Raw genomic sequence first — 26,456 nt, 5'->3', positions numbered from 1 at the left:
TCAGTCCTTCTCTTCCTCGACCTCAGGCGCTGCGAGCGAACGCAGCATCAGCACGGGAAGGATCAGCGTGAAGACAATGACCTCCTTGAAATTGCTGGCATAGAACGAGGAGAAGGCCTCGACGCTGCCGACGAGCAGTGCTGCGACCGCGGTCAGCGGATAGCTCACAAGGCCACCGATGATCGCGGCAATGAAACCCTTCAGGCCGATCAGGAATCCGGTATCATAGTAGAGCGTCGTGATCGGCACGATCAGGATGCCGGAAATCGCGCCGATCAGCGAGGCCAGCAGGAAAGCGATCTGTCCCGACAGCGTGGTACGGATGCCGACGAGACGGGCGCCGAGCCGGTTGACGGCGGTGGCGCGCAGCGCCTTGCCCATCAGCGTGAAGCCGAAGAACAGCCACAGCGCGATAATGAAGGCGACGGTGAGCCCGTAAACCGCAAGGCTCTGCCCGGTGAAGCGGAGCGGGCCGATGGTGAGCGCCGCATTCGACAGCGCCGGACCGCGCAGGCCCTCGGCACCAAAGAATACAAGCCCGAGGCCTTGCAGAGCGAGATGGCAGCCGACAGACGCGATCAGCAGCACCAGCACCGAAGTATGCGCGATCGGCTGGAATGCGAGGCGGTAGAGGTACAGCCCGATCGCCGCAACGATCAGGAGCGACAGCGCGATATTGACCGCGATCGGCGTTTTGGGACCGGCAAGGCGATAGGTGAGAGCCAGGATGGCAGCCGGCATGACCACGTTGAAGACAAGAGAGCGCAAGATGCGCTTCAGCCGTAGCGATCGCCGTGCATCAAACAGATCGAAGCCGAAAGCGGCGATACCCATGGCCATCGCCAGCCAGACCGTGCCGGGCACCTGGCCCGTCGCCAGCATGGCGTAACTCAGCGCGCCGTAGGTGACGAACTCGCCCTGCGGGATCAGGATGACGCGGGTGACGGCAAACACCAGCACCAGCGCGAGCCCGAGCAGCGCATAGATCGCGCCATTGGTAATGCCGTCCTGCACCAGGAACAGCATGATCGTCGTATTCAAGACTGGCGCTCCCCCTAAAAGCGTCGCCGATCCTGACCTCGTGCGGTCCGCCGGCCGTCCCATATCTCGGCAGTTGAAAGATGCCGATATTTGATATATCCGATAACAATTATCGAATATAACATCAAGGCCCGGCCATCGGCCAAGGCTTTTTCTCGGGTGCGAGCCTCACGCCATGACAGTTTCCAAGGCAGCGACCGATCCCGTCAAGTCGCCGCGGAGCAACGGCAAGGACATTGCTGAGGGCACCCCGGACAATGCCGGATTGCAGCTGGGGGAACTGGCCGACCTGCTCGGCTATTCTCTCAAGCGTGCCCAGCTCAGGGTATTTGAGGACTTCCTGCGCTGTGTCGCGCCGCTCCAGCTGACGCCGGCGCAGTTTTCGGTGCTGCTGCTGCTCGACCGTAATCCCGGGCGCAATCAGACGGAAATTGCCAACACGCTCGGCATCCTCAGGCCGAACTTCGTATCGATGCTGGACGCGCTTGAGAGCCGCGGCCTCTGCACCCGGATGCGCTCGACCAACGATCGCCGCTCGCACATCCTGCTTCTGACCGACAAGGGCAGGGCCGTTTTGGCGCGCGCCAAGAAGCTTGTTGCCACCAAGCACGAGGCGCGGCTCAACGAATTGCTGGGCCCTGCCAACCGCGTCGCGCTGCTGGAAATGCTATCGAAGATCGCGGCGGAGTTTTGAAGTAAGTGATGAGTCATTCCGGGGCGCGAGTGAAACGAGCGAACCCGGAATCTCGAGTCTGGTCCTTCGGGACCATCCCGGAATGACGACGTAGCGCGATCAGGCCGCGACGATGCGGCCTTTAACCTTGCGCGGTCCTCGTGCCGACAAAAATTGCCGCTCGATCTCGGCGGCGGGCAGCGGTTTGCTGAATAGAAAGCCCTGCATCTCCGTGCATCCCTCGGACGCGATGCTGTGAAGCTGCTCGGCGGTTTCAACGCCCTCGGCGGTCGCCGTCATGCCCATGCCATTGGCGAGTGCGGCAACCGCCCGCACGATGTTCAGCGAGCTCGAATCCTCGGTGATGTTCTTGACGAACGAGCGGTCGATCTTGATCTTGTCGAACGGAAAGCTCTGCAAATAGGTGAGCGACGAATAGCCGGTGCCGAAATCATCCATGGCAATCCGGATACCGAGCGCGCGCAACTGATGCAGCAGCGCCAGTGTGGCTTCCTTGTTGTGGAGCAGAACGGTTTCGGTGATTTCGATCTCCAGCCGTGTCGGTGCGAGACCGGAGGCGGCAAGCGCGCCGACGATCACCTGCATCAGGCCCGGGCTGCGAAACTGCATCGCTGAAATATTGACGGCGACGTGAAGGGGACTGGGCCATTGCGCGGCCGTAGCGCACGCCTTCCTGATGACCCACTCGCCCATCGGAACGATGAAGCCGATCTCCTCGGCCAGCGGGATGAATGTGGCCGGCGAGATCATTCCCTTGGTCGGATGATTCCAGCGGATCAAGGCTTCGAAGCCGCTGATCTCTTTGCTCGCGAGGTTAACTACCGGCTGGTAATGCAGCTCGAATTCGCCGCCCGGCAGCGCTTTGCGCAGATCCTGCTCCATGACGCGGCGGGTCTGCATCTGCAGGTCCATCGCAGGCTCGAAGAAGCGGAACGTGCCGCGGCCGTCGCTCTTGGCGCGGTAGAGCGCAAGGTCGGCGTTCCGCAGCAACTTATCGGGATTCGATCCGTCGGAGGGTCCAACCGAGATACCGATGCTGACGCCGATCACGGCCTGCTGGCCGTCGATGCCATAGGGCTCGCTGAGCGTATCGATAACGCGCTGCGCCAGCGAGGTGGCCTCAGTAGGGTCCGCGATTGCGGCCTGCACGATCACGAATTCGTCGCCGCCCATCCGCGCGATCGTGTCGGCTTCGGCAACGAGCGAGCGCAGGCGCTCGGCAACGAGCTTGAGCAACTTGTCGCCGAAGGGGTGACCGAACGTATCGTTCACGGCTTTGAACTGATCGAGGTCGAGATGATGGACGGCCACCATTTCAGCATTCTGAATCCTGGCCAAGGCGTGTTCGAGCCGGTCGTTCAACAGCACTCTGTTGGCAAGATCGGTCAAGGCATCGTGGTGCGCCATGTATTCGATCCTTACCTCGGACTGCCGCTGCTCGGTGATGTCCTCGTGGGTCGCGACCCAGCCGCCGCCCGGCATCGGTCGATGACGGATCTTGAAGGTGCGTCCGTTCATCAGCTCGACGATGCTGTCTTTCGGTTCGTTGGAAACCGCAACATTGGTGCGCCAGCGCAGATATTCGTCCCGCGTCATCGCGGGGAAGCTGCCGGCCTCGAAGCGCAGGTCGACGATCTCCATGAGCGACATGCCCGGGCTGACACGGTCGGGCGCGATATCGTACATCGAGACGAAGCGATCGTTGCACACGATCAGGCGATGGTCGGAATCGAAGAAGCAAAGCCCCTGCGACATGTTGTTGATCGCGGTGTCGAACTGAAAGTTCTTGATGCGCAGCGCCTCTTCCTGCTCTCGGCCGAGTTCGTATTGCTTCTTGAGCCGGGCATTGAGCTCTTCGCGCTCGGTAACGTCCTCGTGGGTCGCCATCCCGCCTCCGCCGGGGATTGGGTAAACGGTGTATGCGATGATGCGGCCGTCGGTGAATTCCTGCATGGTAGTGTCGAGCGCGATGTCATGGCCGACGCGCTTGCGGATGTAATCGTCGGGCGAGACCTGCACCTTCAGACCGAGATTGAGCCGGTGCTGGATCAGCTCACGGGTCGCTGTTCCCGGCTTAACCTGTTCGGGTGAGAGCCCGTACATGTCCCGGTAACGTGCGTTGCAGAAGACGACTTCGCGCTTCTCGTCGAAGATGACGATACCGAGCGACAGATGGTTGATCGCCTCTTCGAGGCGCGCGCTCAACTGCGCTGACCGCGCGGCGGTGATCTGGTCGTGATCCGTCATTATAGCGTTTCCCCAGCCGCTATTGGCGGCTCTCCTCCTGTCCCGGAGAGCAGCCATTAGAAGCGCAAGCTGGTGAATCGCAGCTTCGGCCCGGGTAAGCGCGCGCGTGTTCCTGACAACGTGCTCAACAGAGCGTTAATGCCGTCGCGGCCCGCAAGGGATGCCGGCGATCCGCCGCAAAACCTAGCGCATGATGAAATTAGGTTTGATTGCGACCACGAAGAAAGTACGCTCCCTCTCCCGCTTGCGGGGGAGGGCTGGGGTGGGGGTGTCTCCGCGGGCGATACTGCCCGAGTGGAGAGAGCCCCCACCCGGCGCTTCGCGCCGACCTCCCCCGCAAGCGGGAGAGGTTGAGCCGCGTCCGCGGTCAAATCGATCTAACCAAGAATCGTCATGCTCTAGGCGGGGTCCACCAGGATCACCCTGACGTCATTGACGTTGGTGAGCGTCGGACCGGTCAGCAAGAGATCGCCGGTGGCTGAGAAGAATGCGGTCGCATCGTTGTTGGCGAGATGGGCCGCGGGATCGAGGCTGAGCGACTTCATCTTCGCAAACGTCGTCTGATCGATCAAAGCCCCGGCCGGATCGCTCGCGCTGCCGGCGCCGCCATCGGCGCCGTCCGTGTCGGCGGCGAGCGCGACAATGCCTGACGTGTCCTTCAAAATATCCGCCAGCGCCAGCGCATATTCCTGGTTAGGGCCGCCGCGGCCGTTGCCGCGCACGGTCACCGTGAGTTCGCCGCCCGACAGGATGGCGGTGCGTTTGCCCTCGTTGCGGGCCTTCAGCGCCAGTCGCGCATGATCGGCTGCAACATCGCGCGCTTCGCCTTCCAGGTCGGCGCCGAGGTCGATGACTTCGTAACCGGCGTCCTTTGCCACCTTGATCGCCGCATCGAGCGACGCCTTCGGCTTTGCGATCATCTCGAATTGCGCGCGGGCGAACGCGGGATCGCCAGGCTTGCAGCTCTCGTTCCTGGGATCTTCCAGCGCACGCCTAACGGCATCGTCGACCGCGAGATTATACTTTGCCACCAACGCGCGGGCATCTGCGAGCGTCGTCGGATCCGGCACCGTTGGCCCCGATGCGATCGCTGAGGGATCATCGTGCGGCACGTCCGAGATCGCGAGTGTCACGATCTCGGCGGCGCGCTGTCCGGCGCGCGCGAGCCGGCCGCCCTTGATCCGCGACAGATGCTTGCGCACGATATTCATCTCGCCGATCGGCGCGCCCGAACGCAACAGCGCGCGGTTCACCTGCTGCTTCTGTGTGAACGAAACTCCGTCGGCCGGCGCGATCCAGTTGGCGGAGCCGCCGCCGGACAACAGCACCAGCAAGAGATCATCGGCGGTTGCTTCCGCGGCGAGACGCAGAGTTTCGTCGGCGGCTTTCAGCCCGGCTTCGTCGGGCACGGGGTGGCCGGCCTCGATCACGTTGATCCGCCGCGTTGGCACGCCATGCCCATGGCGCGTGGTGGCAAGGCCGGTCAGCCGCGATGGTTCTAACCCCAGCGTATCGAGATAGTGCCGTTCGGCAGCGGCGGCCATCGCGGCGGCTCCCTTGCCGGCGGCAAGGCAGATCACTTTTCCCTTCGGGACTGGGCGCAGATGCGCCGAGAGCACGACGTCCGGATGGGCCGCCGCGACGGCCGCGTCGAAGATTGCACGCAAGAGGGAACGCTGGTCGGTCATGGCCTGCAACGGAGCTGCTAAGGGACGGGAGGTCTGGTTATCCATCCAATCGCTGCAAAAGAAAACCCCCGCGGAACGTCCGCGGGGGCGCGTTGGGCCCGCAAATGGGCCGATCAGGATTCGAAATGACTAGCCGCCGGCGTCGCCGGTAAGGATCTCGCCGAAGCGCTCCCAGGTTTCGCCCTTGAACTTGATCAGTTGCACCGAAGAGATCGGGGCGAAGTCGGTCGGCGACGTGTTGACCTTGATGCCCGGCAAGAGGCCGCCGAGCTCGAGATCCTTGATGCTCGCCGCCTGCTTCATGACGTTCTCACGCGTGAGATTGTCACCGCAGGCCTTCAGCACATGCACGAGACCTTGTGCGACGGTGTAGCCGAACATCACCGACGCATCGGCGCGGTTGGCTTCCGGATAATACTTATCCAGGAACTCGTTCCAGGCCTTCATGCCCGGATCATCCTTCCACTGCGCATCCGTCGGATCCTTCAGATACTGCGAGGAGATGATGTCCTGGGCATTTTCCATGCCGGCCGGCTTGATGACGCTGCCGATCGAGGCCGAAACGTTGTTAAGGAAGTGCAGAGGCTTCCAACCGATCTCGGCGTTCTTCTTGATCGCCTGCGCCGCAAACTTCGGTGTGGTGATGTTGATAAAGACGTCGGCGCCGGACGCTTTCAGCTTGACGATGTGGGAATCGATCGTCGGCTCGGAGACTTCGTAGCTTTCCTCCAGAACGATCATCGACGCGGCCTTGGCGCCCAGGCCGTCCTTGAAGCCCTTCAGGTAGTCCTTACCGTAATCGTCGTTCTGGTAGAGGATTCCGATCTTGGCGTTCGGCTTCTCCTTCAGAATGTACTTTGCATAGATCTGCGTTTCGCTCTGGTAGTTGGGCTGCCAGCCCATCGTCCACGGGAAGTTCTTCGGATCGTTCCACTTGGTGGCGCCGGTCGCGACGAACAGTTGCGGCACCTTCTTCGAGTTCAGGTACTTCTGAATCGCCGTGTTCGGTGGCGTACCGAGCGGGTTGAAGACAAGAAGGACTTCGTCGCTCTCGACCAGCTTACGCGCCTGCTCCACCGTCTTCGGCGGAGAATAGGCGTCGTCATAGCTGATGAAATTGATCTTGCGGCCGTTGATGCCGCCCTCGGCATTGATCTTCCTGAAATAGGCTTCCTCGGTCTTGCCGATCACGCCATAGGCGGAAGCCGGTCCGCTATAGGGCATGATATTGCCGATCTTGATTTCGGTATCGCTTGCGCCGGGATCGTATTTCTTCTGTGCGAAAACGCTGCTCGAAGTTACCGCGAGCAATCCAAACGCGGCCGAAACGACCGCAAGTTTTTTCATTTTGGACATTTCTGTCTCTCCCTTTTCATTTCTTAACGTAACCGTCCGGCCCCTTGACGAGGCTCTTGTGACAGCGTCGTGATTAGCATCTTGCCAGAGGCGTCACAATAAAAAGCCCCTGCAGCAAAAGCCGCAGGGGCTGCATCTTAAGCAGAGCTCGCAGCGGCGCTCAGCCGCCGACGTCGCCCGAGAGAATTTCGCCGAAACGCTCCCAGTTCTCGCCCTTGAACTTTATCAGTTGCAATTGCGAGAGCGGAGCAAAATCGGTCGGCGACGTGTTGACCTTGACCCCGGGCAGCAGGCCGTTGAGTTCGAGGTCCTTGATGCTGGCCGCCTGCTTCATGACGTTTGCGCGGGTCAGGTCATCGCCGCAGGCCTTTAGCACGTGCACCAAGCCTTGCGCGACGATGTAGGCGTACATCACCGACGCATCGGCGCGGTTGGCTTCCGGATAGTACTTGTCCAGGAACTCGTTCCAGGCCTTCATCGCCGCATCGTCCTTCCATTGCGCGTCGGTCGGGTCCTTGAAGTATTGCGACGAGATGATGTCCTGCCCGTTCTCGAAGCCGGCAGGCTTCATCACGCTGCCGATTGAGGCGGAGACGTTGTTGAGGAAGTGCAGGGGTTTCCAGCCGATCTCGGCGTTCTTCTTGATCGCCTGCGCCGCAAACTTCGGGGTCGTGATGTTGAAGAAGACGTCCGCGCCGGACGACTTCAGCTTGACGATGTGGGAGTCGATCGTCGGCTGCGAGACTTCGTAGCTTTCCTCAAGGACAATCATCGATGCGGCCTTGGCGCCGAGCCCGTCCTTGAAGCCCTTCAGATAGTCCTTACCATAGTCGTCGTTCTGATAGAGGATGCCGATCTTGGCGTTGGGATGGTTTTTCAAGATGTACTTGGCGTAGATCTGCGACTCGCTCTGGTAGTTGGGCTGCCAGCCCATGGTCCAGGGGAATTCCTTCGGATCGTTCCACTTGGTGGCGCCGGTCGCGACGAACAGCTGCGGTACCTTCTTGCTGTTTAGGTACTTCTGGATCGCCGTGTTCGGTGGCGTACCGAGCGGATTGAAGATGAGCAGAACCTCGTCGCTCTCCACCAACTTGCGCGCCTGCTCCACCGTCTTCGGCGGAGAGTAGGCGTCGTCATAGCTGATGAAGTTGATCTTGCGGCCGTTGATGCCGCCCTCGGCGTTGATCTTCCTGAAATAGGCTTCTTCCGTTTTGCCGATCACACCATAGGCGGAAGCCGGTCCGCTGTAGGGCATGATGTTGCCGATCTTGATTTCGGTGTCGCTCGCGCCGGTGTCGTATTTCTTTTGAGCAAGTGCGCCGCTGCTGGTCGCGGCAAGCAATGCGAGAGCAGCCGCAAAGGCACCCACTCGCAAGTTGAGAAAGGACATATTGATCTCCCTAGGATCACGATGGATGTGTCATCTTCTTTTTGATTGGAGCACTTGGCGGCTCTTGGGGGATATTGAATACCTTTCGGCCCCGTCCAGCAACAAAAAGCCCCCCGCGACGATGTCGCGGGAGGCGATTTTTAGTCTGATGCCCCGGAAAACTACCGTCCGGCGGAATATTGGTTAATGGCCGACTTCGCCGCTGATGACGTCGCCGAACAGATCCCACTTCTCACCCTTGAAGCGCATCATCTGAAGCTGCTCGATTGGCGCGAAGTCGGTAGCCGACGTGTTGATCTTGACGCCGGGCAGCAGCGTATCGGGCGTGAAGTCCTTCAGGTTCGCGGCCTGCTTCATGATATTTGCGCGGGTCAGGTCGTCGCCGCACATCTCGAGGATCTTGGCGAGCGTCTGGGCGGCGCCATAGCCGTAGACCACCGAGCTGTTGAGCCGGTCGCCTTCCGGATAGTACTTGTCGAGGAAGGCGAAGAACTTCTGCATGCCGGGATCGTTCTGCCATTGCGGGTCGCTGGCGTCCTTGGCATAGGCTGCCGAAAGCAGGCCCTGCGAGTTCTCGAACCCCGCCGGCTTGAGCACGCTGCCGACCGAGGCCGAAACGTTGGCGACGATCTGGAGCGCCTTCCAATCGATCTCGGCCGCCTTCTTGATTGCCTGTGCCGCAAATTTGGGCGTCGTGATGCTGATCAGGACGTCCGCTCCGGTCGCCTTGAGCTTTACGATGTGGCTGTCGATCGTCGGCTCCGAGACCTCGTAGCTTTCCTCGATCAGCGAAGCCTTGCCCTCGAAGCCGTCCTTCAGGCCCTTGAGGTAGTCTTTGCCGAAATCGTCGTTCTGATAGAGCACGGCGATCTTGGCGTCGGGCTTCTCCTTCATCAGGTATTTGGCGTAGATGCGTCCCTCGCTCTGGTAGCTGGGCTGCCATCCGATGGTCCACGGAAAGTGCTTCGGATCGTTCCACTTGGTCGCGCCGGTGGCGACGAAGAGTTGCGGCACTTTCTTGGCATTCAGGTACTTCTGGATCGCGCTGTTGGAGGGGGTGCCGAGCGGATTGAACACCACCAGCACCTCGTCGCTCTCGACGAGCTTGCGCACCTGTTCGACGGCCTTTGGCGGGCTGTAGGCATCGTCATAGGAGACGAAGCTGATCTTCCGGCCGTTGATGCCGCCATTGTCATTGATCATCTTGAAGTAGGCTTCTTCGGTCTTGCCGATGACGCCGTAGGCGGAGGCGGGGCCGCTGTAGGGAACGATGTGACCGATCTTGATTTCCTTGTCGGTCGCACCGGTATCGTATTTCTTCTGCGCGAGGGCGGTGGTGGAAGTGAAAACGAATGCGGCGACCGCCGCCCCGAAGGCGACGGTCCGTCGTGTTGCAGACATAATGTCTCCTGAGTTTGTACTTTCGGTTCTTAGTTCTTCTTGAGTTTACCGAGCATCTGCTGGGCAACTATCGCGACCTGCCTTGCACCGTGCGGCACGAGGAAGATCACGAGGAACAGGAGCACGCCGAAGACGGCGCCCGAGAGGCCCTTGGAGATGCTCTCGGCGATATTCGGCACGAAGATGATGAAGGCGGCGCCGACGAACGAGCCCGGCAACCAGCCCACCCCGCCAACCACCATGCCGAGGAATAGTGCGATGGCCAGGTTGATCGTGTAGCTGTCGGGCGCCACGAACGCCACGACGATGGCGCTGAGCCCGCCGGCGATGCCGGTGATGCCCGCGGATATGCCGAAGGCGAGCGTCTTGTACTGGGCGACGTCGACGCCCATGGCGGATGCCGCGATCTCATTGTCGCGGATCGACATGAAGGCGCGGCCCGAGCGCGAGCGGAGCAGGTTGACCGACCCGATATAGATTGCCAGCGAGATCGCCAGCGTGAAGTAATAGAGCCACTTGTCCTGTCCGAGCGGCAGGCCGAACGGCGCATCGGGCTTCATGACGGTGAGGCCCTGCACGCCGCCGGTCCAATGCTCGAGGAAATGCAGCTTCAGCAGTTGCGGCATGGCGACCGCCAGCGCGAAGGTGGCAAGCGCAAGGTAGATGCCGGAGAGCCGCAATGCGGGTTTGCCGAACAGGTAGCCGGCGCCGAACGAGACAAGCCCCGCAATCGGCAGCGTCAGCGCGTAGTTCACGTTGAAGTTTTCCATCAGGACCGCCGACGTATAGGCGCCGAGCGCGTAGAACGCGCTCTGGCCTAGCGAAAACTGTCCGCTGCCGCCCGTGAGGATGTTGAGTGCCAGCACCGCGATTCCGTAGATCATGACCATCGTCATCTGGAAGACGACGAAGTTCTTCACGAACATTGGCGTGACGAGCAGCGCCGCCAGGATCACCAGCGAGGTGCCGGTGCCCAGCGTCATGGCGCGCTTCGGAACGGCCTCGACGGCGGCGGGGGCTTCTGTGACGGCGTCTTCTGCAGCTGCGCTCATAATCAGACTCGCTTGACGATGGCTCGGCCGAAGAGACCGGCAGGTTTGAAAACCAGGACGGTGATGATCAGCGCAAGCGCGATCGGGAGTTTCAGTTCATTGCCCACGCCGGGGATGTAGGTGCCGGCGAGGTTCTCGAAGACGCCGACCAGGAAGCCGCCGATGACTGCGCCAAGCGGTGAGGAAAGCCCGCCGAGCACGGCGGCGGCGAAGCCGTAGACCAGGACGCCGCCCATCATGTTCGGTTCGAGGAACACGACCGGGGCGATCAGGATGCCGGCGACGGCGCCGATCGCGGAGGCCATGCCCCAGCCGAGCGCGATCATCCAGGAGGTGTTGACGCCGACCAGGCGCGCCGATTCCGGCAACGCCGCCGCTGCGCGCATCGCAAGGCCGATTCGGGTGAACTGGAAGAAGAGGTAGAGCCCGATCAGCATCAAGAGCGTGACGCCGATCATCCCGGCCTGGTGGGTCGAGATCAGCTGGCTGCCGAGGAACGGTGCGGAACCGAACGGGGTTGGATATTGCTTGATGGTGAAGTCCCAGGTCAGGCCGGCCACCGAGTTGACGATCGCAAACAGCGCGATGAAGCCGGCGACGTTGGTCAGCACCGGTGCCTTGGCGAGCGGTTTGAACAAGAGGCGTTCGATCAGGATGCCGCCGGCGAACGAAATGGCCAGCGTGAGCAGGAACGCCGACCAATAGGGTACGCCCCACTGCATCAATTGCCAGGAGATGAAGGTCGAGAACATCGCCATTTCGCCCTGGGCGAAATTCAGATGGTCGATCGCCTGGTAGATCATGACGACCGCGAGCGCCATACAGGCATAGATCGCGCCTGTGGCAATGCCGGCCAGGACTTGGTTGGTAAGTAGTTCCACGGCCGTGCTCCTCAGTAGCCTAGATAGGATTTGCGGACGTCTTCGTTGCTCGCGATTTCCTTCGCGCTGCCCGACATCACGATCTTCCCGGTTTCGATGACATAAGCCTGGTCGGCGAGCTCCAGCGCCAGTTGAGCGTTCTGCTCGACCACCAGGATGGTGACCTTGTCCTCGCGGTTGATCTTGCCGAGAATCTTGAACAGCTCGCGCACGATCAGGGGCGCCAGTCCGAAGGACGGCTCATCCAGCAGCATCAGCCGCGGCCGCAACATCAGCGCCCGCGCGACCGCGAGCATCTGCTGCTCGCCTCCCGACAGGGTGCCGGCCTGCTGCGTGTGGCGCTCCTTGAGCACCGGGAAGTGATCGTACATGCGCTCGATATCGGCGACGATGTTCTTCCTGTCGGTGCGGGTGATGGCTCCAAGCTGCAAATTCTCCTCCACCGTCATGGTGGTGAAGGTGCCGCGGCCCTGCGGCACGTGCGCAATGCCGAGACGGACGACGTTTTCGGTCGACTTGCCAGACAGCGGCTTGCCCTCGAACTCGATCGCACCGGTCGAGCGCACCATATTGCAGATCGCCCGCAGCGTGGTGGTCTTGCCGGCGCCGTTGGCCCCGAGCAGGGTGGTCAGCGAGCCCTCGTTCAGCGCGAAGGACAGGCCGTGAAGCGCCTGGACCTGCCCGTAATAGGCGCGCAGGTCCTTAACGTTGAGCATCGCGGTCATTGGTCCTTGCTCCCCAGATAGGCTTTGATGACATCCGGGTCGGCCTGGACCTGGGCCGGCGTCCCTTCGGCGAGCTTGCGGCCGAAGTTGAGTGCGACGACGTGATCGGCGATTGACATCACCAGACCCATGTGATGCTCGACCAAGAGCACGGTGAGATGACGTTCGTCACGAAGCTTCTTGATGAGGTCGCCGAGCACATGGACTTCCTCGTGATTGAGGCCGCCGGCGGGCTCGTCGAGCAGCAGGATCTTCGGGTCGGCGGCTAGCGCGCGCGCCAGCTCGACACGCTTCTGCGTACCGAACGGCAATCCCGACACGACGGTGTGGCCGACGTCTTCGAGGTCGAGATAGGCGAGGATCTCGTGGGCCTTCTTGTTGACTTCGGCCTCGCTGCGGCGAACCCAGGCGAGCTTCAGGGAGTCCGAGATGATGTCGCTAGAGGTGCGCGAATGGCAGCCGACGCGGACATTGTCGAGCACCGAAAGGTTGGGAAACAGCGCGACGTTCTGGAAGGTGCGGCCGATGCCGATCTCGGCAATCTTGTGCGCCGGGCGCGTCAGGATGCTCACGCCTTCCATCAGGATATCGCCGGAGGACGGCTGATAGAGCCGGGAGAGACAGTTGAACAACGTCGTCTTGCCGGCGCCGTTCGGACCGATCAGGCCGAGGATATTTCCCTTGTGCATATCGAAGGAAACGCCATTCAGCGCGATGATGCCGCCGAACACGACGCTGACGTCGCGAACCGCGAGCAGGGGTGAGTGTCCCTGCGCGAGCTGTGCCTGCGTCATCGCGTCCCGCTCGCCCTGATCACGGAGCGGGAATGACCGTGCGAGATTTTCTGCCGGTCGTGGTGAAGGCTATTCGATCCCCTCGGCCAAACGTGCAACTTTTCCTCCTGCTTTCAACTTCTTGTTCTCTGCTTTTTTGAATTGCGGAGCCGCGCCGCCGAGCGCCGCCTCGATGCTCCTTACCATCGTCACAAGACGAGGTCCAATGTCGTTGATCAAACGATCTTCCGTGAAGCGGAAAGCAGGCGCGCCGCAATTAAAGGCATACGGTCCGGTTCCGTCGTTGAGCTTCAGCGCCACACCCACGGCGTGCACATCTTCCTGCCATTCGCCTGCCGAGATCGTGAATCCGCAACGCGCAACCATTTCACCGGCGCGTTCGATGCCGTCGCGCATCCGCGACCAGCGGCTGCCGTAATGATCGCGCAGTTCGCGCAACAAGGTGGCGCGATCGTCGTCGGGCAGCGCCCAGATATAGGCACGCCCCATCGCGGTGGTCGCGATCGGCACGCGCGAACCGACGTCGAGCTGTATGCCGAGTAGCCCGGTACGGCTCTGGCCGAAATAGATCATGCTGTGACGGTCGCGTCCGCCGACGGCGACCGCGCCGCCGGTCTCGCGCATCAATTGTTCACGGTAAGGTTCGGACAAATGCCGAACACCGAGATTGGCGAGCGCGGCATACCCCAGCGCCATGGCTGATGGCGCGAGCTGATACTTCTCGAAACGCGGAACGGGTGTAAGATAGCCCAGCTTGGTCAGGGTATAGGTCAGCCGGGAAATGGTTGGCTTCGGCAATTTGGTGCGGGCAGCGAGTTCTTGATTGCCCAGCAGTCCGTCGTTGGGTTGGAATGCGCGTAACACTTCAAGACCGCGGGAAAGCGCGACGACGAAGCTGCGATCAGTCGCCACTTTCTTCCCTTGACGCTTCATTGCCCGCTACTGCTGATGAGCTCGTTGACAAGGGACGTGCTTCAAAATAACCCTCCCTGTCAAGATGTGGAATTAAATTTCGCACTGCGAAATTGGTGAAAACGACCCGTAGCCACTCAACGCAAGTTGAGCGGCATCCAAGAACAAGCAATCCAGGGAGAGTCCCGTGAGCGAAGTGGTAAAACTCGAGCGTCAAGACGTCATCGCCATCGTCACGGTCAACAGTCCTCCCGTCAATGCGCTGAGCGCCGCGGTGCGCGGCGGCATCTTCGAATGCATGAAGAGCGCGATTGCCGACGCCGAAGTGAAGGCGATCGTTCTGACCTGCGACGGCCGCACCTTCATCGCCGGCGCCGATATCACCGAATTCGGCAAGCCGCCGAAGCCCCCGGGCCTCGCCGAGGTGCTGGAGCTGATGGAGAACTCGCCGAAGCCGATCGTTGCCGCCATTCACGGCACCGCGCTCGGTGGTGGTCTCGAAGTCGCGCTGGCATGCCACTATCGCGTGGCGGTCAAGGAAGCGAAGCTCGGTCTGCCCGAAGTGAAGCTTGGTCTTCTGCCGGGCGCCGGCGGTACCCAGCGGCTGCCGCGTGCGGTTGGTCCCGAGCTCGCGGTCAAGATGATCGTCGGCGGCGATCCAATCAGCGCGGCGGACGCGCTCAAGAACGGCCTGATCGAGGAGATCGTCGAGGAACCGGCGTCGGGCGGCGAGGCCTTCGCCCGCAGGGTGCTGGCCGAGAAGCGCCCGCTGCGCAAGCTACGCGATGACGATTCCAAGCTCGCAGCGGCCAAGGCTGACATCTCGATCTTCACCAACGCAGTCGCGGCGATGACCAAGAAGGCGAGGGGCCTGGAAGCCCCGTTTGCCGCCGCTGACGCCGTGCGTGCTGCGATCGAGCTGCCTTTCGATGAAGGTCTGAAGAAGGAGCGCGAAGGTTTTCTCAAGCTGGTCGCCAGCGATCAGTCCAAGGCGCAGCGCTACGCCTTCTTTGCCGAGCGCGAGGCCTCCAAGATCGCCGGCGTGCCCGAGGGCACCAAGCCGCGCAAGGTCGACCGCGTCGCCATCATCGGTGCCGGCACCATGGGCGGCGGCATCGCGATGTCCTTTGCCAATGCCGGTATCCCGGTCACGCTGATCGAGACCGGCGAGGAGCAGCTCAAGCGCGGCATGGGCATCATGCAGAAGAACTGGGAAGCCACCGCCGCGCGCGGCGGCATCCCGGCGGATGCGCCGGCCAAGCGCATGGCGCTGATCGACGGCAAGGTGGGCCTGGAGCACGTCAAGGACGCTGACCTGGTGATCGAAGCTGTCTTCGAAACCATGGCGGTGAAGAAGGAGGTGTTCGGCAAGCTCGACCAGTACGCCAAGCCGGGCGCCGTGCTCGCCTCCAACACCTCATATCTCAACATCGACGAGATCGCCAAGGAGACCAAGCGTCCGCAGGACGTGCTCGGCATGCACTTCTTCTCGCCCGCCAACGTCATGAAGCTGTGCGAGATCGTCCGCGCCGAGAAAACCGCGCCGGATGCGCTCACCACCGCGGTGGCGATCTCGCGCAAGATCGCCAAGGTGCCGGCGGTGGTCGGCGTCTGCGACGGCTTTGTCGGCAACCGCATGCTCGCCCAGCGCGGCAAGCAGTCCGAAAAGCTGCTGTTCGAAGGCGCGCTGCCGCAGCAGGTCGACGCTGTCGTGACCAAGTTCGGCATGCCGATGGGGCCGTTCGCGATGAGCGATCTCGCCGGCCTCGACATCGGCTGGCGCTCGCGCAAGGACCGCGGCATCAAGTCGGAGATCGCGGATGCGCTCTGCGAAGCCGGCCGCTTTGGCCAGAAGACCGGCAAGGGCTACTACAAATATGAAGGCGGCTCGCGCGCCCCGCTGCCGGATCCGGAGGTCGAGAAGCTGATCGAGGAGACTTTGCAGAAGCTCGGCAAGAAGCGCCGCGCCATCAGCGACGAGGAAATCCTCGAGCGCATGATGTACCCGATGATCAACGAGGGTGCGCGCATCCTCGAAGAAGGCATCGCGGCGCGTCCGAGCGATATCGACGTGATCTGGCTCTATGGCTATGGCTGGCCGATCTACCGCGGCGGCCCGATGTACTGGGCCGACCAGGTTGGGCTCAAGCACATCGCCGACCGTCTCTCCTATTACGCCAAGGAAACCAACGATCCCTCGCTCGAACCGGCGCCGCTGCTCAAGCGCCTCGCCGCGGAAGGCAAGACGTTTGCGTCACTCGCCGCGCAGTCGAAAGCGGCTTGATCTTGGCGAGTATCGGCACAATCTCTCCGTTCCCTCCCCCCTTGCGAGGGAGGGTTAGGGAGGGGGGTGGCCGCGTCGGGACTGCCCGAGTGGCCCCCCTCCCCCAACCCCTCCCCGCAAGGGGGAGGGGAGCCCATCCGCTCGTGCCTGCCTCACTCGTCACGAGGCATCCATGACCTACCCCGGCGAACAGTTCTATCCGCAAGGCGTCCGCTGGGACGATGTGATCGAACGCGGCACGCTGCCGGATCTGTTGTCGACAGCCGCCGCCGAGTTCGGCTCGCGCCCCGCGATCGAATTCCGGGAACGGCCGATCAGCTACAGCGACCTAGAAGCATTGGTGGAAACCGCCGCCAGCGCCTTCCTGCGCGCCGGCTACGGCAAGGACAGTTCGGTCGCGCTGTTTCTCGGCAATTCGCCCGATCACCCCATTAATTTTTTCGGCGCGCTGAAGGCTGGCGCGCGCGTCGTGCACCTGTCGCCGCTCGACGGCGAGATCGCGCTCTCGCATAAGCTCACCGATTCCGGCGCGCGGGTGCTGGTCACCAGCAATCTCTCGGCGCTGTTGCCGACCGCGCTGAAATTCCTCGATAGGGGCCTGCTCGACCGCCTGATCGTTTGCGAGGACGATCATTGGGGCAAGGTCGGCACGCCACAGACAGCACTGCCCGATAATCCGCAGATCATCACCTACAGGCAGTTCGTCGATAGTGCGGCTAGGCCGGCGCAATGGCCCGCGATCTCGGCAGACGACGTCGCGCTCCTGCAATATACCGGCGGCACCACCGGCCTGCCGAAGGGCGCGATGCTCAGTCACGGCAACCTGACCGCTGCGGTCTCGATCTATGACGTCTGGGGCAGGCCGTCCCGCGCCGAGCGCAACGCGATCGAACGCGTGATCTGCGTGCTGCCGCTATTTCATATCTACGCGCTGACGGTGGTGCTGCTGTCCTCGATCCGGCGCGGCAATCTGATTTCGCTGCATCAGCGCTTCGACGTCGAAGCAGTGATGCGCGATATCGAGGTCAAGCGCGCGACCGCTTTCCCGGGCGTCCCCACCATGTGGATCGCAATCGCGGCACTACCCGATCTCGACAAGCGTGATTTGTCCTCGCTGGTCAGTGTTGGCTCCGGCGGTGCGCCGCTGCCGGTGGAGGTCGCGCGGATTCTCGAGCAGAGGGTCGGCATGAAGCTGAAGAGCGGCTGGGGCATGACCGAGACCTGCTCGCCCGGCACGGCGCACCCGAAGGAAGGGCCGGATAAGCCCGGCTCGATCGGGCTGATGCTGCCGGGCATCGAGATGGACGTGGTGTCGCTGGAAGACCCGACCAAGGTGTTGCCAGTGGGCGAGACCGGCGAAATCCGCATCCGCGGTCCGAATGTGACACAAGGCTACTGGAACCGGCCGAAGGAAACCGCAGAGGCTTTCGTCGGCGACCGTTTCCTTACCGGCGACATCGGCTACATGGACGCCGACGGCTATTTCTATCTGGTTGACCGCAAGAAGGACATGATCATCTCCGGCGGTTTCAACGTCTATCCGCAGATGATCGAGCAGGCGATCTATACGCATCCTTCCGTGCAGGAGGTGATCGTAATCGGCATCCCCGATGACTATCGCGGCGAGGCCGCAAAGGCCTTCATCAAATTGCGCGATGGCGCCAAGCCGTTCACGGTCGATGAGTTGCGCGCATTCCTCACCGGCAAGCTCGGCAAGCACGAGCTTCCGGCCGCGGTCGAATTCGTCCAGGAGCTGCCGCGCACGCCGGTCGGAAAACTATCGCGTCACGAGCTGCGCATGCAGCAACAGCCTTCGCGCACCGCCAACACCAAAAAAGACGTCGCTTAGCCGGAATGTAATTCATTCGCTCACAGGAGGATCCGATGGATCTCGCGTTCAGCAAGGAAGAAATCGCGTTTCGTGAAGAAGTAAGGGCCTTCTTCCGGGACAACGTGCCGCCGGAGACTCGGCGCAAGATGGTCGAGGGCCGTCATCTTTCCAAGGAAGAGATGATCACCTGGTGGCGCATCCTCAACAAGAAGGGGTGGGGCGTTTCGCACTGGCCGAAGGAATATGGCGGAACGGGGTGGACCTCCGTTCAGCACTACATCTTCAACGAAGAGCTGCAGATGCATCCGGCGCCCGCGCCGCTCGCCTTCGGCGTCAGCATGGTCGGTCCCGTCATCTACACCTTCGGCAACGAAGCGCAGAAGAAATACTATCTGCCGCGCATCGCCAATGTCGACGACTGGTGGTGCCAGGGCTTCTCGGAACCGGGCTCCGGATCGGACCTCGCCTCGCTCAAGACCAAGGCCGAGCGCAAGGGCGACAAGTACATCATCAACGGCCAGAAGACCTGGACCACGCTCGCCCAGCACGCCGACATGATCTTCTGCCTCTGCCGCACCGACCCGACCGCGAAGAAGCAGATGGGCATCTCCTTCATCGTCTTCAGCATGAAGTCGAAGGGCGTCACCGTGCGACCGATCGAGACCATCGACGGCGGCCATGAGGTCAATGAGGTCTTCTTCGACGACGTCGAGGTGCCGGTCGAGAACCTGATCGGCGAGGAGAACAAGGGCTGGGACTACGCAAAATTCCTGCTCGGCAATGAGCGCACCGGCATCGCCCGCGTCGGCGTCTCCAAGGAGCGTCTGCGCCGGATCAAGGATCTGGCCTCCAAGGTCGAACAGAATGGCCGGCCTGTCATCGAGGACCCGGGCTTCCGCGAGAAGTTAGCTGCCTGCGAGATCGAGCTGAAGGCGCTCGAACTCACGCAGCTCCGCGTCGTCGCCGACGAAGGCAAGCACGGCAAGGGCAAGCCCAACCCGGCGTCCTCGGTCTTGAAGATCAAGGGCTCGGAAATCCAGCAGACCACCACCGAGCTCTTGATGGAGGTGATCGGTCCATTCGCCGCGCCTTACGACGTGCATGGCGATGACGGCTCCAACGAGACCATGGACTGGACCGCCCAGATCGCGCCGAGCTACTTCAACAACCGCAAGGTCTCGATCTACGGCGGCTCCAACGAGATCCAGCGCAACATCATCACCAAGGCGGTGCTGGGGCTTTGATCCTCTCCCTCTCCCCGCTCTTCGCGGGAGAGGGCAGGGGTGAGGGGCCTCTCTCAGAGCAATGATTGTCGAGAGACCTGTACCCCCTCACCCGGCGCCGCGCCGACCTCTCCCCGCAAGCGGGGCGAGGTTGAAACAGAGTTCGTAGGATGGGTGGAGCGAAGCGATACCCATCAAGGCAAGACCGAACAGTGCGATGGGTTTCGCTTCGCTCTACCCATCCTACGGGTTCGATTTGAGAGAGCAAAAGAACATGGATTTTGATTTGACCGAGGAGCAGCGGCTTCTCAAGGAAAGCATCGACGGTCTGTTGACCGACTCCTACGATTTCGATGCGCGCAAGAAGTACCAGAAGGAGAAGGGCGGCTGGAGCAAGGCCGTCTGGGGCAAGCTCGCCGAGCAGGGCCTCTTGGGCCTGCCGTTCGCCGAAGCCGATGGCGGCTTTGGTGCCGGCGCAGTCGAGACCATGATCGTGATGGAAGCGCTCGGCAAGGCGCTGGTGCTGGAGCCGTATCTGGCGACTGTCGTGATCGGCGGCGGCTTCCTGCGCCATGGCGGCTCGGCCGAGCAGAAGGCCGCGCACATCCCCGGCATCATCGACGGCAGCAAGACCTTTGCTTTCGCGCAGCTCGAGAAGAACTCGCGCTACGACCTCGGCGATGTCACCACCACGGCCAAGAAGAAGGGCGACGGCTGGGTGATCGACGGAGAAAAGTTCGTCGTGCTCAACGGCGAGAACGCCGACACGCTGATCGTCACCGCGCGCACCAAGGGCGGCCGGCACGACAAGACCGGCATCGGCGCATTCATCGTGCCGGCTGACGCCAAGGGCATCACCCGCAAGGGCTATCCGACCCAGGACGGCCTGAATGCCGCGGATATCACCTTCACCGGCGTCGAGGTGGGGGCGGATGCCGCGATCGGCGATCCCGAGAACGCCCTGCCGCTGATCGAGCGCGTGGTGGACGAAGCCCGCACCGCGATGTGCGCCGAAGCGGTCGGCGCGATGGATGAATCGCTGAAGACCACCGTCGAATATCTCAAGACGCGCAAGCAGTTCGGCGTGCCGATCGGCAGCTTCCAGACCCTGCAGCACCGCGCCGCCGATATGTTCGTGGCGCTGGAGCAGGCCCGCAGCATGTCGATGTTCGCGACCATGGCGTCCGATTTCGACAACGCGAAAGAGCGCGCCACCGCGGTCGCCGCCGCCAAGGTGCAGATCGGCAAGTCAGGCAAGTTCATCGGCCAGCAGTCGATTCAGCTTCACGGCGGCATCGGCATGACCCAGGAAGCCAAGATCGGCCATTACTTCAAGCGGCTGACTATGATCGAGAATACGTTTGGTGACACCGACTACCACCTCCGCCGCGTGGCGGAAGGCGGGTTGGTGTAGCGGAACTGTCATTGCCGGGCTTGACCCGGCAATCCATCGCTCTTCGAAAAGATGGATGCCCGGGCCTTCGCCGCGCCGAAGGGGCTTCGGCCCCGCAGGCGGGTCAAGCCCGGGCATGACGAGTCTTTGCGCTCGTCAACAGCAAACTTTAGGGAGCCAACAACAATGAAAAACACCCCGTTCGATCTCACCGGAAAAGTCGCCGTGATCACCGGCTCAAGCCGCGGCATCGGCCGCTCTTCGGCGGAGCTGCTCGCAAAGCTCGGCGCCAAAGTCGTGATCTCCAGCCGCAAGGCGGACGCCTGCCATGAAGTCGCTGACGGCATCAAGAAGGCCGGCGGCGATGCCCATGTGATCCCCTGCAACATCTCGCGCCGCCAGGAAGTCGAGGCGCTGATCGCGGGCACGATGAAGCATTACGGCAAGATCGACATCCTCGTCTGCAACGCCGCGGTGAACCCCTATTACGGTCCGCTGCTCGACATCACGGACGAGGCCTTCGACAAGATCATGGGCTCCAACGTCAAGAGCAACATTTGGCTCTGCGCGCTGGCGATCCCGCAGATGGCCGAGCGCGGCAACGGCTCTGTCGTGATCATCTCCTCGATCGGCGGCCTGCGCGGCTCGACCGTGATCGGCGCCTACGGCATCTCCAAGGCGGCGGATTTCGCGCTGTGCCGCAGCCTGGCCGGCGAATGGGGTCCGAAGGGCGTCCGTGTCAATTGCGTGGCGCCGGGCCTCGTCAAAACCGATTTCGCCCGCGCGCTGTGGGAAGATCCGGAGAATCTGAAGCGCCGCACCGCCGGCACGCCGCTCCGCCGCATCGGCGAGCCCGACGAAATCGCAGGTGCAGTGGCCTATCTCGCTTCCGATGCCTCCACCTTCATGACCGGCCAGACCATCGTGGTGGATGGTGGTGTTACGACGGCGTCGACGTGATTAATCCCTCTCCCGCTTGCGGGGGAGGGTGCCGAGCGAAGCGAGGCGGGTGGGGGACTCTCCACGAACTCGATTTGCATTTGTGGCGCTAATCTCTGACGCCATCATCTGCGGCGGCACCCCCACCCCGACCCTCCCCCGCAAGCGGAAGAGGGGGCGCACCGAACGCGCGGCAAGCTTCTCATATTGACCTTCGCGCCCCAATCGGATTGCCTCTCACCAACCAACAATCCTCCCGGGGAAGCAACGTCATGTCCTTTGTGCTGGCCATCGATCAGGGCACCACGTCCTCGCGCGCCATCGTGTTCCGTAGCGATATTTCCATCGCCGCCACGGCGCAGCAGGAATTCCCGCAGCATTTCCCTGCTTCCGGCTGGGTCGAGCACGAGCCGGAGGATATCTGGACCTCGACGTTACAGGTCTGCCGCGAGGCGCTGGAGAAGGCCGGCCTGAAAGCGAAAGACATCGCCGCGATCGGCATCACCAACCAGCGCGAGACCACGGTGGTGTGGGACCGCGCGACAGGTAAGGCCGTGCACCGCGCCATCGTCTGGCAGGACCGCCGCACCGCCGACATCTGCGCCAAGCTCAAGGCCGAGGGTCACGAGCCCGCGATTTCGGCCAAGACCGGCCTGATCATCGATCCCTATTTCTCCGGCACCAAGGTCGCGTGGATCCTCGACCACGTGCCGGGTGCACGCGAGCGCGCCGGCCGCGGCGAATTGATGTTCGGTACCGTTGATTGCTATCTGTTGTGGCGGCTCACCGGCGGCAAGGTGCACGCCACCGACGCTACCAACGCCTCGCGCACGCTACTGTTCAACATCCACACCGGCGAGTGGGATGAGGATCTCTTGAAGCTGCTACGCGTGCCGCGCTCGATGCTGCCGGAGGTGAAGGATTCCTCCGCCAAGTTCGGCGATAGCGATGCCGGCCTGTTCGGCGGTTCGATCGCGATATCAGGCATCGCCGGCGACCAGCAGGCCGCGACCATCGGCCAGGCCTGCTTTACGCCCGGCATGATCAAGTCGACCTACGGCACCGGCTGCTTCGCGCTGCTCAACACCGGCACGACACCGGTCGCCTCAAAGAACAAGCTGCTCACCACCATCGCCTATCAACTGAACGGCAAACGCACCTACGCGCTCGAAGGCTCGATCTTCGTCGCAGGAAGCGCCGTGCAATGGCTGCGCGACGGGCTCGGCATCATCAATCAGGCCTCCGAGACCGGCCCGCTCGCCGACAAATCCGATTCCATGCAAAGCGTCTATCTGGTGCCGGCTTTCGTCGGCATGGGCGCGCCCTACTGGAATCCGCGCGTGCGTGGCGCGCTGTTCGGCCTCACCCGCAACACCGGCCCCGCCGAGCTGGCGCACGCCGCACTCGAAAGCGTGTGCTACCAGACCTACGATCTCTGGGCCGCGATGCGCGCCGACTGGCCGGATGCGACCGCCGCCAACATCGTGCTCCGCGTCGACGGCGGCATGACCGCCTCCGACTGGACGATGCAGCGCCTCGCCGATCTGCTCGACGCTCCCGTCGATCGCCCGATGATTCAGGAGACCACGGCACTCGGCGCGGCCTATCTCGCCGGGTTGAACGCCGGCGTCTATCCCGAGCCGGCAAAATTCGCCGACAATTGGCGGCTGGAGCACCGTTTCAAGCCGGCGATGAGCAAGGCGACGCGCGAGCGCAAGCTGGCCGGCTGGGCGAGGGCGGTCAGGGGCGTGCTGGCGAGCGACGAGGGGGAGTAGCGTCGGATGATCCTGCCTGACGGTTATTCCGACATCCCCGCCGGCAAGGTCGCCGCCATCGTCACGCATCTGGAGATCACCGCGCGCCCGGCGCCACGTCCCGATCCCGCCAGCGCGTGGACACTACGTCGGGTCGAGACGCCGCCGCTCGACTGGTTTCGCGATCTCTATCGCCGCGTCGGCGAGGAATGGCTGTGGTTTTCGCGAATCAGGATGCCCGATGCCGAGCTTGCGGCTCACCTGCACGCGCCGCAGCTCGAAGTCTATGCGCTGGTTGATGCAGGCCGCGACGAGGGCTTGCTCGAGCTCGATTTTCGCGAGCCCGGCCAATGCGAGATCGTCATGTTCGGCGTCGCCGCAAAACTGGTCGGCACCGGCGCGGGCCGCTGGCTGATGAACCGCGCGCAGGACATCGCCTGGTCGCGTCCGATCGATCGCCTCTGGCTGCACACCTGCACCTTCGATCACCCCGCAGCACTCGCCTTCTACCAGCGCTCGGGCTTTCGCGCGTTCCGACGGCAGATCGAGGTGAGAGACGATCCGCGACTGGACGGCACCGTGCCGCGGGTTGTGGCGCCGCATGTGCCGGTGATTGAGTGAAGCACTGACGCGTCCTCATCAACCGCTGTCATCCCCGCGAAGGCGGGGATCCAGTATTCCATAGACATCTGCGACAGAGCCGAGCCGCCGCGGCGTACTGGATACTCCGCCTTCGCGGAGTATGACGCGGTGTGCTTGGTGCACCCCTCAAAGCGATTTCCCTAAAACACTTCCTGCTTCGCCTTCGCCAGCGAAAACCCGCGACGCTCCGTATTGAAGCACGTCACGCCCGCCTGCTCGGACTTGCACGTAAACCCGCCGCGCTGCCACACCTCGCCGTAAGCGAGCACCGGCAGCGACTTGTCCATCACGGTGTCGCCGTGGCAGATGCGCGCGGCGGGGCCCTTGGCGTTCATCTCGAAGGCGCCGCCGTAGTCGAGTTCGCAATCGGCGGGGCGGCGCGGCTTGGTGTCCATCGCGCTGATGTCGCAGCGGAGCACGTTCTGCTTGTCGTAGTCGAAATACTGGCAGGCGATGTTTTTCGACGGCGACTGGAAGCCGGCGGGGACGGTTTGCGCGTGCGACGTGGCAGCAAGTGTCAGCAAGAACAGCGCAGAGAACATGGATAAGGTGCGCATCAGGACGAACCTAGCGAGTTGCATTATGAAGCAGCGTACTTAGGATGATCCGTAACGCAACCCCGACCCCGCATGTCATGCCCGGACTTGATCCGGGCGTCCATCAATCCTCGAAAGAGTCTTTCGAGGAGGATGGATTGCCGGGTCGAGCCTAGCAATGACGAGTGAGCAACATGATCCTGATCGGCCAATACGACTCCCCCTTCGTCCGCCGCGTCGCGATTGCGATGCGGTTCTATGGCATCGACTTCGAGCACAGGCCGTGGTCGACCTTCGGCGATGCCGACAAGATCGCGGCATATAATCCGCTGCGCCGCGTGCCGACGCTGGTGCTGGATAGCGGCGAAGCGCTGCTCGAGAGCGCGATGATCCTGGACTATCTCGACGATCGCGTCGGCGAGGGGAAGGCGATGATCGCGAAGAGCGGCGAGGCGCGCTGGAAGCATTTGCGGATTTGCGCGCTGGCGACAGGGCTCGGCGACAAGGGCGTCAGCCTCTTGTACGAGCGCGTGCTGCGCAAGGAGCAGCTCGAGCTCTGGGTCGAGCGCTGCAAGTCGCAGATATCAGGCGTGCTGGAGGCGTTGGAGAGGGAGCGCGCTGCGGTGAAGACGCCTTATTGGTACGGCGAGAAGATCGGCCACGCTGACATCGCTGTCGGCTGCGTGCTGCGTTTCGTCGGCGAGGCGCATCCTACGCTGTTCGATGCGCGCTATCCGGCGTTGAAGGCGCATTCCGAACGCTGCGAGGCGCTGCCGCCGTTTCAGGAAATCGTCCAGCCACTATCGCCGCCGAAGGGCGATTGAGCTGGACGGGGTCGCGCCGGGCCACGGCCGCGGAGCCAGGCCCGATCCTACTTTGCATGGGGTTGTTTTCGCGATTTTTTTGGGGCCGGGTGCGGCGCGTCCGGGGAGTCGCGCCGCCGGGTGGCCAGCCTCGCTTTCACACCTTAGGCCGCATCGCTTCCGGCGTGTCCGGCTGCGCTAGCGGATGCGCTTTCGCAAATTCCGGTAGCGCCATTGATGTCTCGAAGATGCGCTTCACGGTCGGATAGGTCTTCAGGTCGATCTGCTGCGTCACCGCCACCGTGACATGGCCGACCATGCAGATATCGGCGAGCGTCGGCGCATCGCCATGGCAGAAGCGACCGGTATCCTTGTGACCGGCGAGATGCCCCTCCAGCGCCGCCAGCGTTTCCACGATCCAGTGGCGCCGCCAGGCCGCCTGCTGCGTGTCGCGCAGATTCAGCTCGTGGTCGAGATAGCGGCGCACCCGCGGCGTTAACAACGGATGGCCCTCGCAGGCGACCATCAGCGCCAGCGCGCGCACCCGGGCGCGGCCGATCGGGTCGGCGGGCAGCAGAGGCGGGGAGGGATATTTCTCGTCGAGATATTCGAGGATGGCGAGCGACTGGAACAGCGTGGTGCCGTCGTCAGTCACCAGCGCGGGTAGCGCCATCTGCGGATTGACCTTGCGGTATTCGGGATCGCGATGCGCGTTGGCGTCGATGTCGACGAAGACCACCTCGGCCGGCAGGTTCTTCAGATTGAGCGCGATGCGAACGCGAAAGCTCGCCAACGATCGCCAGAACGAGAAGAATTTCATGGGGAGCCTCGGGCACTATGTCATGCCCGGACTTGATCCGGGCATCCATC

General features: G+C 62.6%; 22 protein-coding genes. 9 read left to right on the top strand and 13 right to left on the bottom strand.

The window, feature by feature from the left end; translation table 11 throughout:
* Positions 1 to 1,041, bottom strand: coding sequence for a branched-chain amino acid ABC transporter permease (locus tag J6524_RS10675; protein WP_225670312.1), 1,041 nt, complete (start codon positions 1,039 to 1,041; stop codon positions 1 to 3).
* A gap of 175 nt (positions 1,042 to 1,216) precedes the next feature.
* Between J6524_RS10675 and J6524_RS10670 the strand changes: the two genes are divergently transcribed.
* On the top strand, positions 1,217 to 1,735 hold the full coding sequence (locus tag J6524_RS10670) for a MarR family winged helix-turn-helix transcriptional regulator (protein WP_225670311.1): 519 nt from the start codon (positions 1,217 to 1,219) through the stop codon (positions 1,733 to 1,735).
* A 99-nt stretch (positions 1,736 to 1,834) separates the two neighbouring features.
* Here J6524_RS10670 and J6524_RS10665 read toward each other — a convergent pair whose 3' ends face one another.
* From J6524_RS10665 to J6524_RS10620, 10 genes are all read right to left on the bottom strand, one after another.
* Positions 1,835 to 3,982: an EAL domain-containing protein gene (locus tag J6524_RS10665; RefSeq protein WP_225670310.1), complete on the bottom strand. Its 2,148-nt coding sequence runs from the start codon at positions 3,980 to 3,982 to the stop codon at positions 1,835 to 1,837.
* A 398-nt stretch (positions 3,983 to 4,380) separates the two neighbouring features.
* Positions 4,381 to 5,670: a glycerate kinase type-2 family protein gene (locus tag J6524_RS10660; RefSeq protein WP_225670309.1), complete on the bottom strand. Its 1,290-nt coding sequence runs from the start codon at positions 5,668 to 5,670 to the stop codon at positions 4,381 to 4,383.
* A gap of 129 nt (positions 5,671 to 5,799) precedes the next feature.
* Positions 5,800 to 7,026 carry an ABC transporter substrate-binding protein gene (locus J6524_RS10655; RefSeq protein ID WP_225670308.1) on the bottom strand — a complete coding sequence of 409 codons (1,227 nt, stop codon included), beginning with the start codon at positions 7,024 to 7,026 and terminating at the stop codon, positions 5,800 to 5,802.
* A 160-nt stretch (positions 7,027 to 7,186) separates the two neighbouring features.
* Positions 7,187 to 8,416 carry an ABC transporter substrate-binding protein gene (locus J6524_RS10650; protein ID WP_225670307.1) on the bottom strand — a complete coding sequence of 410 codons (1,230 nt, stop codon included), beginning with the start codon at positions 8,414 to 8,416 and terminating at the stop codon, positions 7,187 to 7,189.
* Between the two features lie 183 nt (positions 8,417 to 8,599).
* Positions 8,600 to 9,817, bottom strand: a complete 1,218-nt coding sequence (locus tag J6524_RS10645; protein WP_225670306.1) for an ABC transporter substrate-binding protein — start codon at positions 9,815 to 9,817, stop codon at positions 8,600 to 8,602.
* Between the two features lie 29 nt (positions 9,818 to 9,846).
* The gene (locus tag J6524_RS10640) at positions 9,847 to 10,869 is read right to left on the bottom strand and encodes a branched-chain amino acid ABC transporter permease (RefSeq protein WP_225670305.1); all 1,023 of its coding nucleotides are present in this window, start codon (positions 10,867 to 10,869) and stop codon (positions 9,847 to 9,849) included.
* Positions 10,870 to 10,871: 2 nt separating this feature from the next.
* On the bottom strand, positions 10,872 to 11,750 hold the full coding sequence (locus tag J6524_RS10635) for a branched-chain amino acid ABC transporter permease (RefSeq protein WP_225670304.1): 879 nt from the start codon (positions 11,748 to 11,750) through the stop codon (positions 10,872 to 10,874).
* A gap of 11 nt (positions 11,751 to 11,761) precedes the next feature.
* Positions 11,762 to 12,475 (bottom strand): ABC transporter ATP-binding protein, encoded by a 714-nt coding sequence (locus J6524_RS10630; protein WP_225670303.1) that lies wholly within the window; start codon positions 12,473 to 12,475, stop codon positions 11,762 to 11,764.
* A complete protein-coding gene (locus J6524_RS10625) occupies positions 12,472 to 13,269 on the bottom strand; it encodes an ABC transporter ATP-binding protein (protein ID WP_225670302.1) in 798 nt (265 codons plus the stop codon). The genes J6524_RS10630 and J6524_RS10625 overlap by 4 nt, the downstream gene beginning before the upstream one ends.
* A 69-nt stretch (positions 13,270 to 13,338) precedes the next feature.
* On the bottom strand, positions 13,339 to 14,202 hold the full coding sequence (locus tag J6524_RS10620; RefSeq protein ID WP_225670301.1) for an IclR family transcriptional regulator: 864 nt from the start codon (positions 14,200 to 14,202) through the stop codon (positions 13,339 to 13,341).
* 166 nt (positions 14,203 to 14,368) lie between these two features.
* Between J6524_RS10620 and J6524_RS10615 the strand changes: the two genes are divergently transcribed.
* The 7 genes from J6524_RS10615 to J6524_RS10585 all read left to right on the top strand — a co-directional run bounded on the left by J6524_RS10615 (position 14,369) and on the right by J6524_RS10585 (position 24,226).
* On the top strand, positions 14,369 to 16,465 hold the full coding sequence (locus J6524_RS10615) for a 3-hydroxyacyl-CoA dehydrogenase NAD-binding domain-containing protein (RefSeq protein ID WP_225670300.1): 2,097 nt from the start codon (positions 14,369 to 14,371) through the stop codon (positions 16,463 to 16,465).
* Positions 16,466 to 16,637: 172 nt separating this feature from the next.
* Complete coding sequence (pimA, locus tag J6524_RS10610) at positions 16,638 to 18,314, top strand: dicarboxylate--CoA ligase PimA (protein WP_225670299.1); 1,677 nt, start codon at positions 16,638 to 16,640, stop codon at positions 18,312 to 18,314.
* Positions 18,315 to 18,349: 35 nt separating this feature from the next.
* Complete coding sequence (gene pimC, locus J6524_RS10605; protein ID WP_225670298.1) at positions 18,350 to 19,540, top strand: pimeloyl-CoA dehydrogenase large subunit; 1,191 nt, start codon at positions 18,350 to 18,352, stop codon at positions 19,538 to 19,540.
* A 253-nt stretch (positions 19,541 to 19,793) separates the two neighbouring features.
* On the top strand, positions 19,794 to 20,933 hold the full coding sequence (gene pimD, locus J6524_RS10600) for a pimeloyl-CoA dehydrogenase small subunit (protein WP_225670297.1): 1,140 nt from the start codon (positions 19,794 to 19,796) through the stop codon (positions 20,931 to 20,933).
* A 165-nt stretch (positions 20,934 to 21,098) separates the two neighbouring features.
* Positions 21,099 to 21,872, top strand: a complete 774-nt coding sequence (locus J6524_RS10595) for an SDR family NAD(P)-dependent oxidoreductase (protein ID WP_225670296.1) — start codon at positions 21,099 to 21,101, stop codon at positions 21,870 to 21,872.
* Positions 21,873 to 22,123: 251 nt separating this feature from the next.
* Positions 22,124 to 23,626: a glycerol kinase GlpK gene (gene glpK, locus J6524_RS10590; RefSeq protein WP_225670295.1), complete on the top strand. Its 1,503-nt coding sequence runs from the start codon at positions 22,124 to 22,126 to the stop codon at positions 23,624 to 23,626.
* Between the two features lie 6 nt (positions 23,627 to 23,632).
* Complete coding sequence (locus J6524_RS10585; protein WP_225670294.1) at positions 23,633 to 24,226, top strand: GNAT family N-acetyltransferase; 594 nt, start codon at positions 23,633 to 23,635, stop codon at positions 24,224 to 24,226.
* A gap of 161 nt (positions 24,227 to 24,387) precedes the next feature.
* Here the strand turns inward: J6524_RS10585 and J6524_RS10580 are convergent, their stop codons facing one another.
* Entirely contained in the window at positions 24,388 to 24,804 is a 417-nt protein-coding gene (locus tag J6524_RS10580; RefSeq protein ID WP_225670293.1) for a DUF6636 domain-containing protein, read from the bottom strand.
* Between the two features lie 173 nt (positions 24,805 to 24,977).
* Between J6524_RS10580 and J6524_RS10575 the strand changes: the two genes are divergently transcribed.
* Positions 24,978 to 25,607, top strand: a complete 630-nt coding sequence (locus J6524_RS10575) for a glutathione S-transferase family protein (protein ID WP_225670905.1) — start codon at positions 24,978 to 24,980, stop codon at positions 25,605 to 25,607.
* Between the two features lie 136 nt (positions 25,608 to 25,743).
* Here the strand turns inward: J6524_RS10575 and maiA are convergent, their stop codons facing one another.
* The gene (maiA, locus tag J6524_RS10570) at positions 25,744 to 26,406 is read right to left on the bottom strand and encodes a maleylacetoacetate isomerase (protein ID WP_225670292.1); all 663 of its coding nucleotides are present in this window, start codon (positions 26,404 to 26,406) and stop codon (positions 25,744 to 25,746) included.
* Positions 26,407 to 26,456: the final 50 nt, after the last annotated feature.

This window comes from Bradyrhizobium hereditatis (assembly GCF_020329435.1).
GTDB lineage: Bacteria > Pseudomonadota > Alphaproteobacteria > Rhizobiales > Xanthobacteraceae > Bradyrhizobium > Bradyrhizobium hereditatis.
The sequence above is the reverse complement of the archived record's forward strand: the minus strand, read 5'-3'. Positions and strand labels throughout refer to the sequence as shown.

What these genes read in the sequence shown, in the direction of transcription:
- J6524_RS10670 (WP_225670311.1), top strand. Translation starts at nt 1,217, where the DNA reads ATGACAGTTTCCAAGGCAGCGACCGATCCCGTCAAGTCGCCGCGGAGC.
- J6524_RS10665 (WP_225670310.1), bottom strand. Translation starts at nt 3,982, where the DNA reads ATGACGGATCACGACCAGATCACCGCCGCGCGGTCAGCGCAGTTGAGC.
- J6524_RS10660 (WP_225670309.1), bottom strand. Translation starts at nt 5,670, where the DNA reads ATGACCGACCAGCGTTCCCTCTTGCGTGCAATCTTCGACGCGGCCGTC.
- J6524_RS10655 (WP_225670308.1), bottom strand. Translation starts at nt 7,026, where the DNA reads ATGTCCAAAATGAAAAAACTTGCGGTCGTTTCGGCCGCGTTTGGATTG.
- J6524_RS10650 (WP_225670307.1), bottom strand. Translation starts at nt 8,416, where the DNA reads ATGTCCTTTCTCAACTTGCGAGTGGGTGCCTTTGCGGCTGCTCTCGCA.
- J6524_RS10645 (WP_225670306.1), bottom strand. Translation starts at nt 9,817, where the DNA reads ATGTCTGCAACACGACGGACCGTCGCCTTCGGGGCGGCGGTCGCCGCA.
- J6524_RS10640 (WP_225670305.1), bottom strand. Translation starts at nt 10,869, where the DNA reads ATGAGCGCAGCTGCAGAAGACGCCGTCACAGAAGCCCCCGCCGCCGTC.
- J6524_RS10630 (WP_225670303.1), bottom strand. Translation starts at nt 12,475, where the DNA reads ATGACCGCGATGCTCAACGTTAAGGACCTGCGCGCCTATTACGGGCAG.
- J6524_RS10625 (WP_225670302.1), bottom strand. Translation starts at nt 13,269, where the DNA reads ATGACGCAGGCACAGCTCGCGCAGGGACACTCACCCCTGCTCGCGGTT.
- J6524_RS10620 (WP_225670301.1), bottom strand. Translation starts at nt 14,202, where the DNA reads ATGAAGCGTCAAGGGAAGAAAGTGGCGACTGATCGCAGCTTCGTCGTC.
- pimA (WP_225670299.1), top strand. Translation starts at nt 16,638, where the DNA reads ATGACCTACCCCGGCGAACAGTTCTATCCGCAAGGCGTCCGCTGGGAC.
- pimC (WP_225670298.1), top strand. Translation starts at nt 18,350, where the DNA reads ATGGATCTCGCGTTCAGCAAGGAAGAAATCGCGTTTCGTGAAGAAGTA.
- pimD (WP_225670297.1), top strand. Translation starts at nt 19,794, where the DNA reads ATGGATTTTGATTTGACCGAGGAGCAGCGGCTTCTCAAGGAAAGCATC.
- J6524_RS10595 (WP_225670296.1), top strand. Translation starts at nt 21,099, where the DNA reads ATGAAAAACACCCCGTTCGATCTCACCGGAAAAGTCGCCGTGATCACC.
- glpK (WP_225670295.1), top strand. Translation starts at nt 22,124, where the DNA reads ATGTCCTTTGTGCTGGCCATCGATCAGGGCACCACGTCCTCGCGCGCC.
- J6524_RS10585 (WP_225670294.1), top strand. Translation starts at nt 23,633, where the DNA reads ATGATCCTGCCTGACGGTTATTCCGACATCCCCGCCGGCAAGGTCGCC.
- J6524_RS10580 (WP_225670293.1), bottom strand. Translation starts at nt 24,804, where the DNA reads ATGCGCACCTTATCCATGTTCTCTGCGCTGTTCTTGCTGACACTTGCT.
- J6524_RS10575 (WP_225670905.1), top strand. Translation starts at nt 24,978, where the DNA reads ATGATCCTGATCGGCCAATACGACTCCCCCTTCGTCCGCCGCGTCGCG.
- maiA (WP_225670292.1), bottom strand. Translation starts at nt 26,406, where the DNA reads ATGAAATTCTTCTCGTTCTGGCGATCGTTGGCGAGCTTTCGCGTTCGC.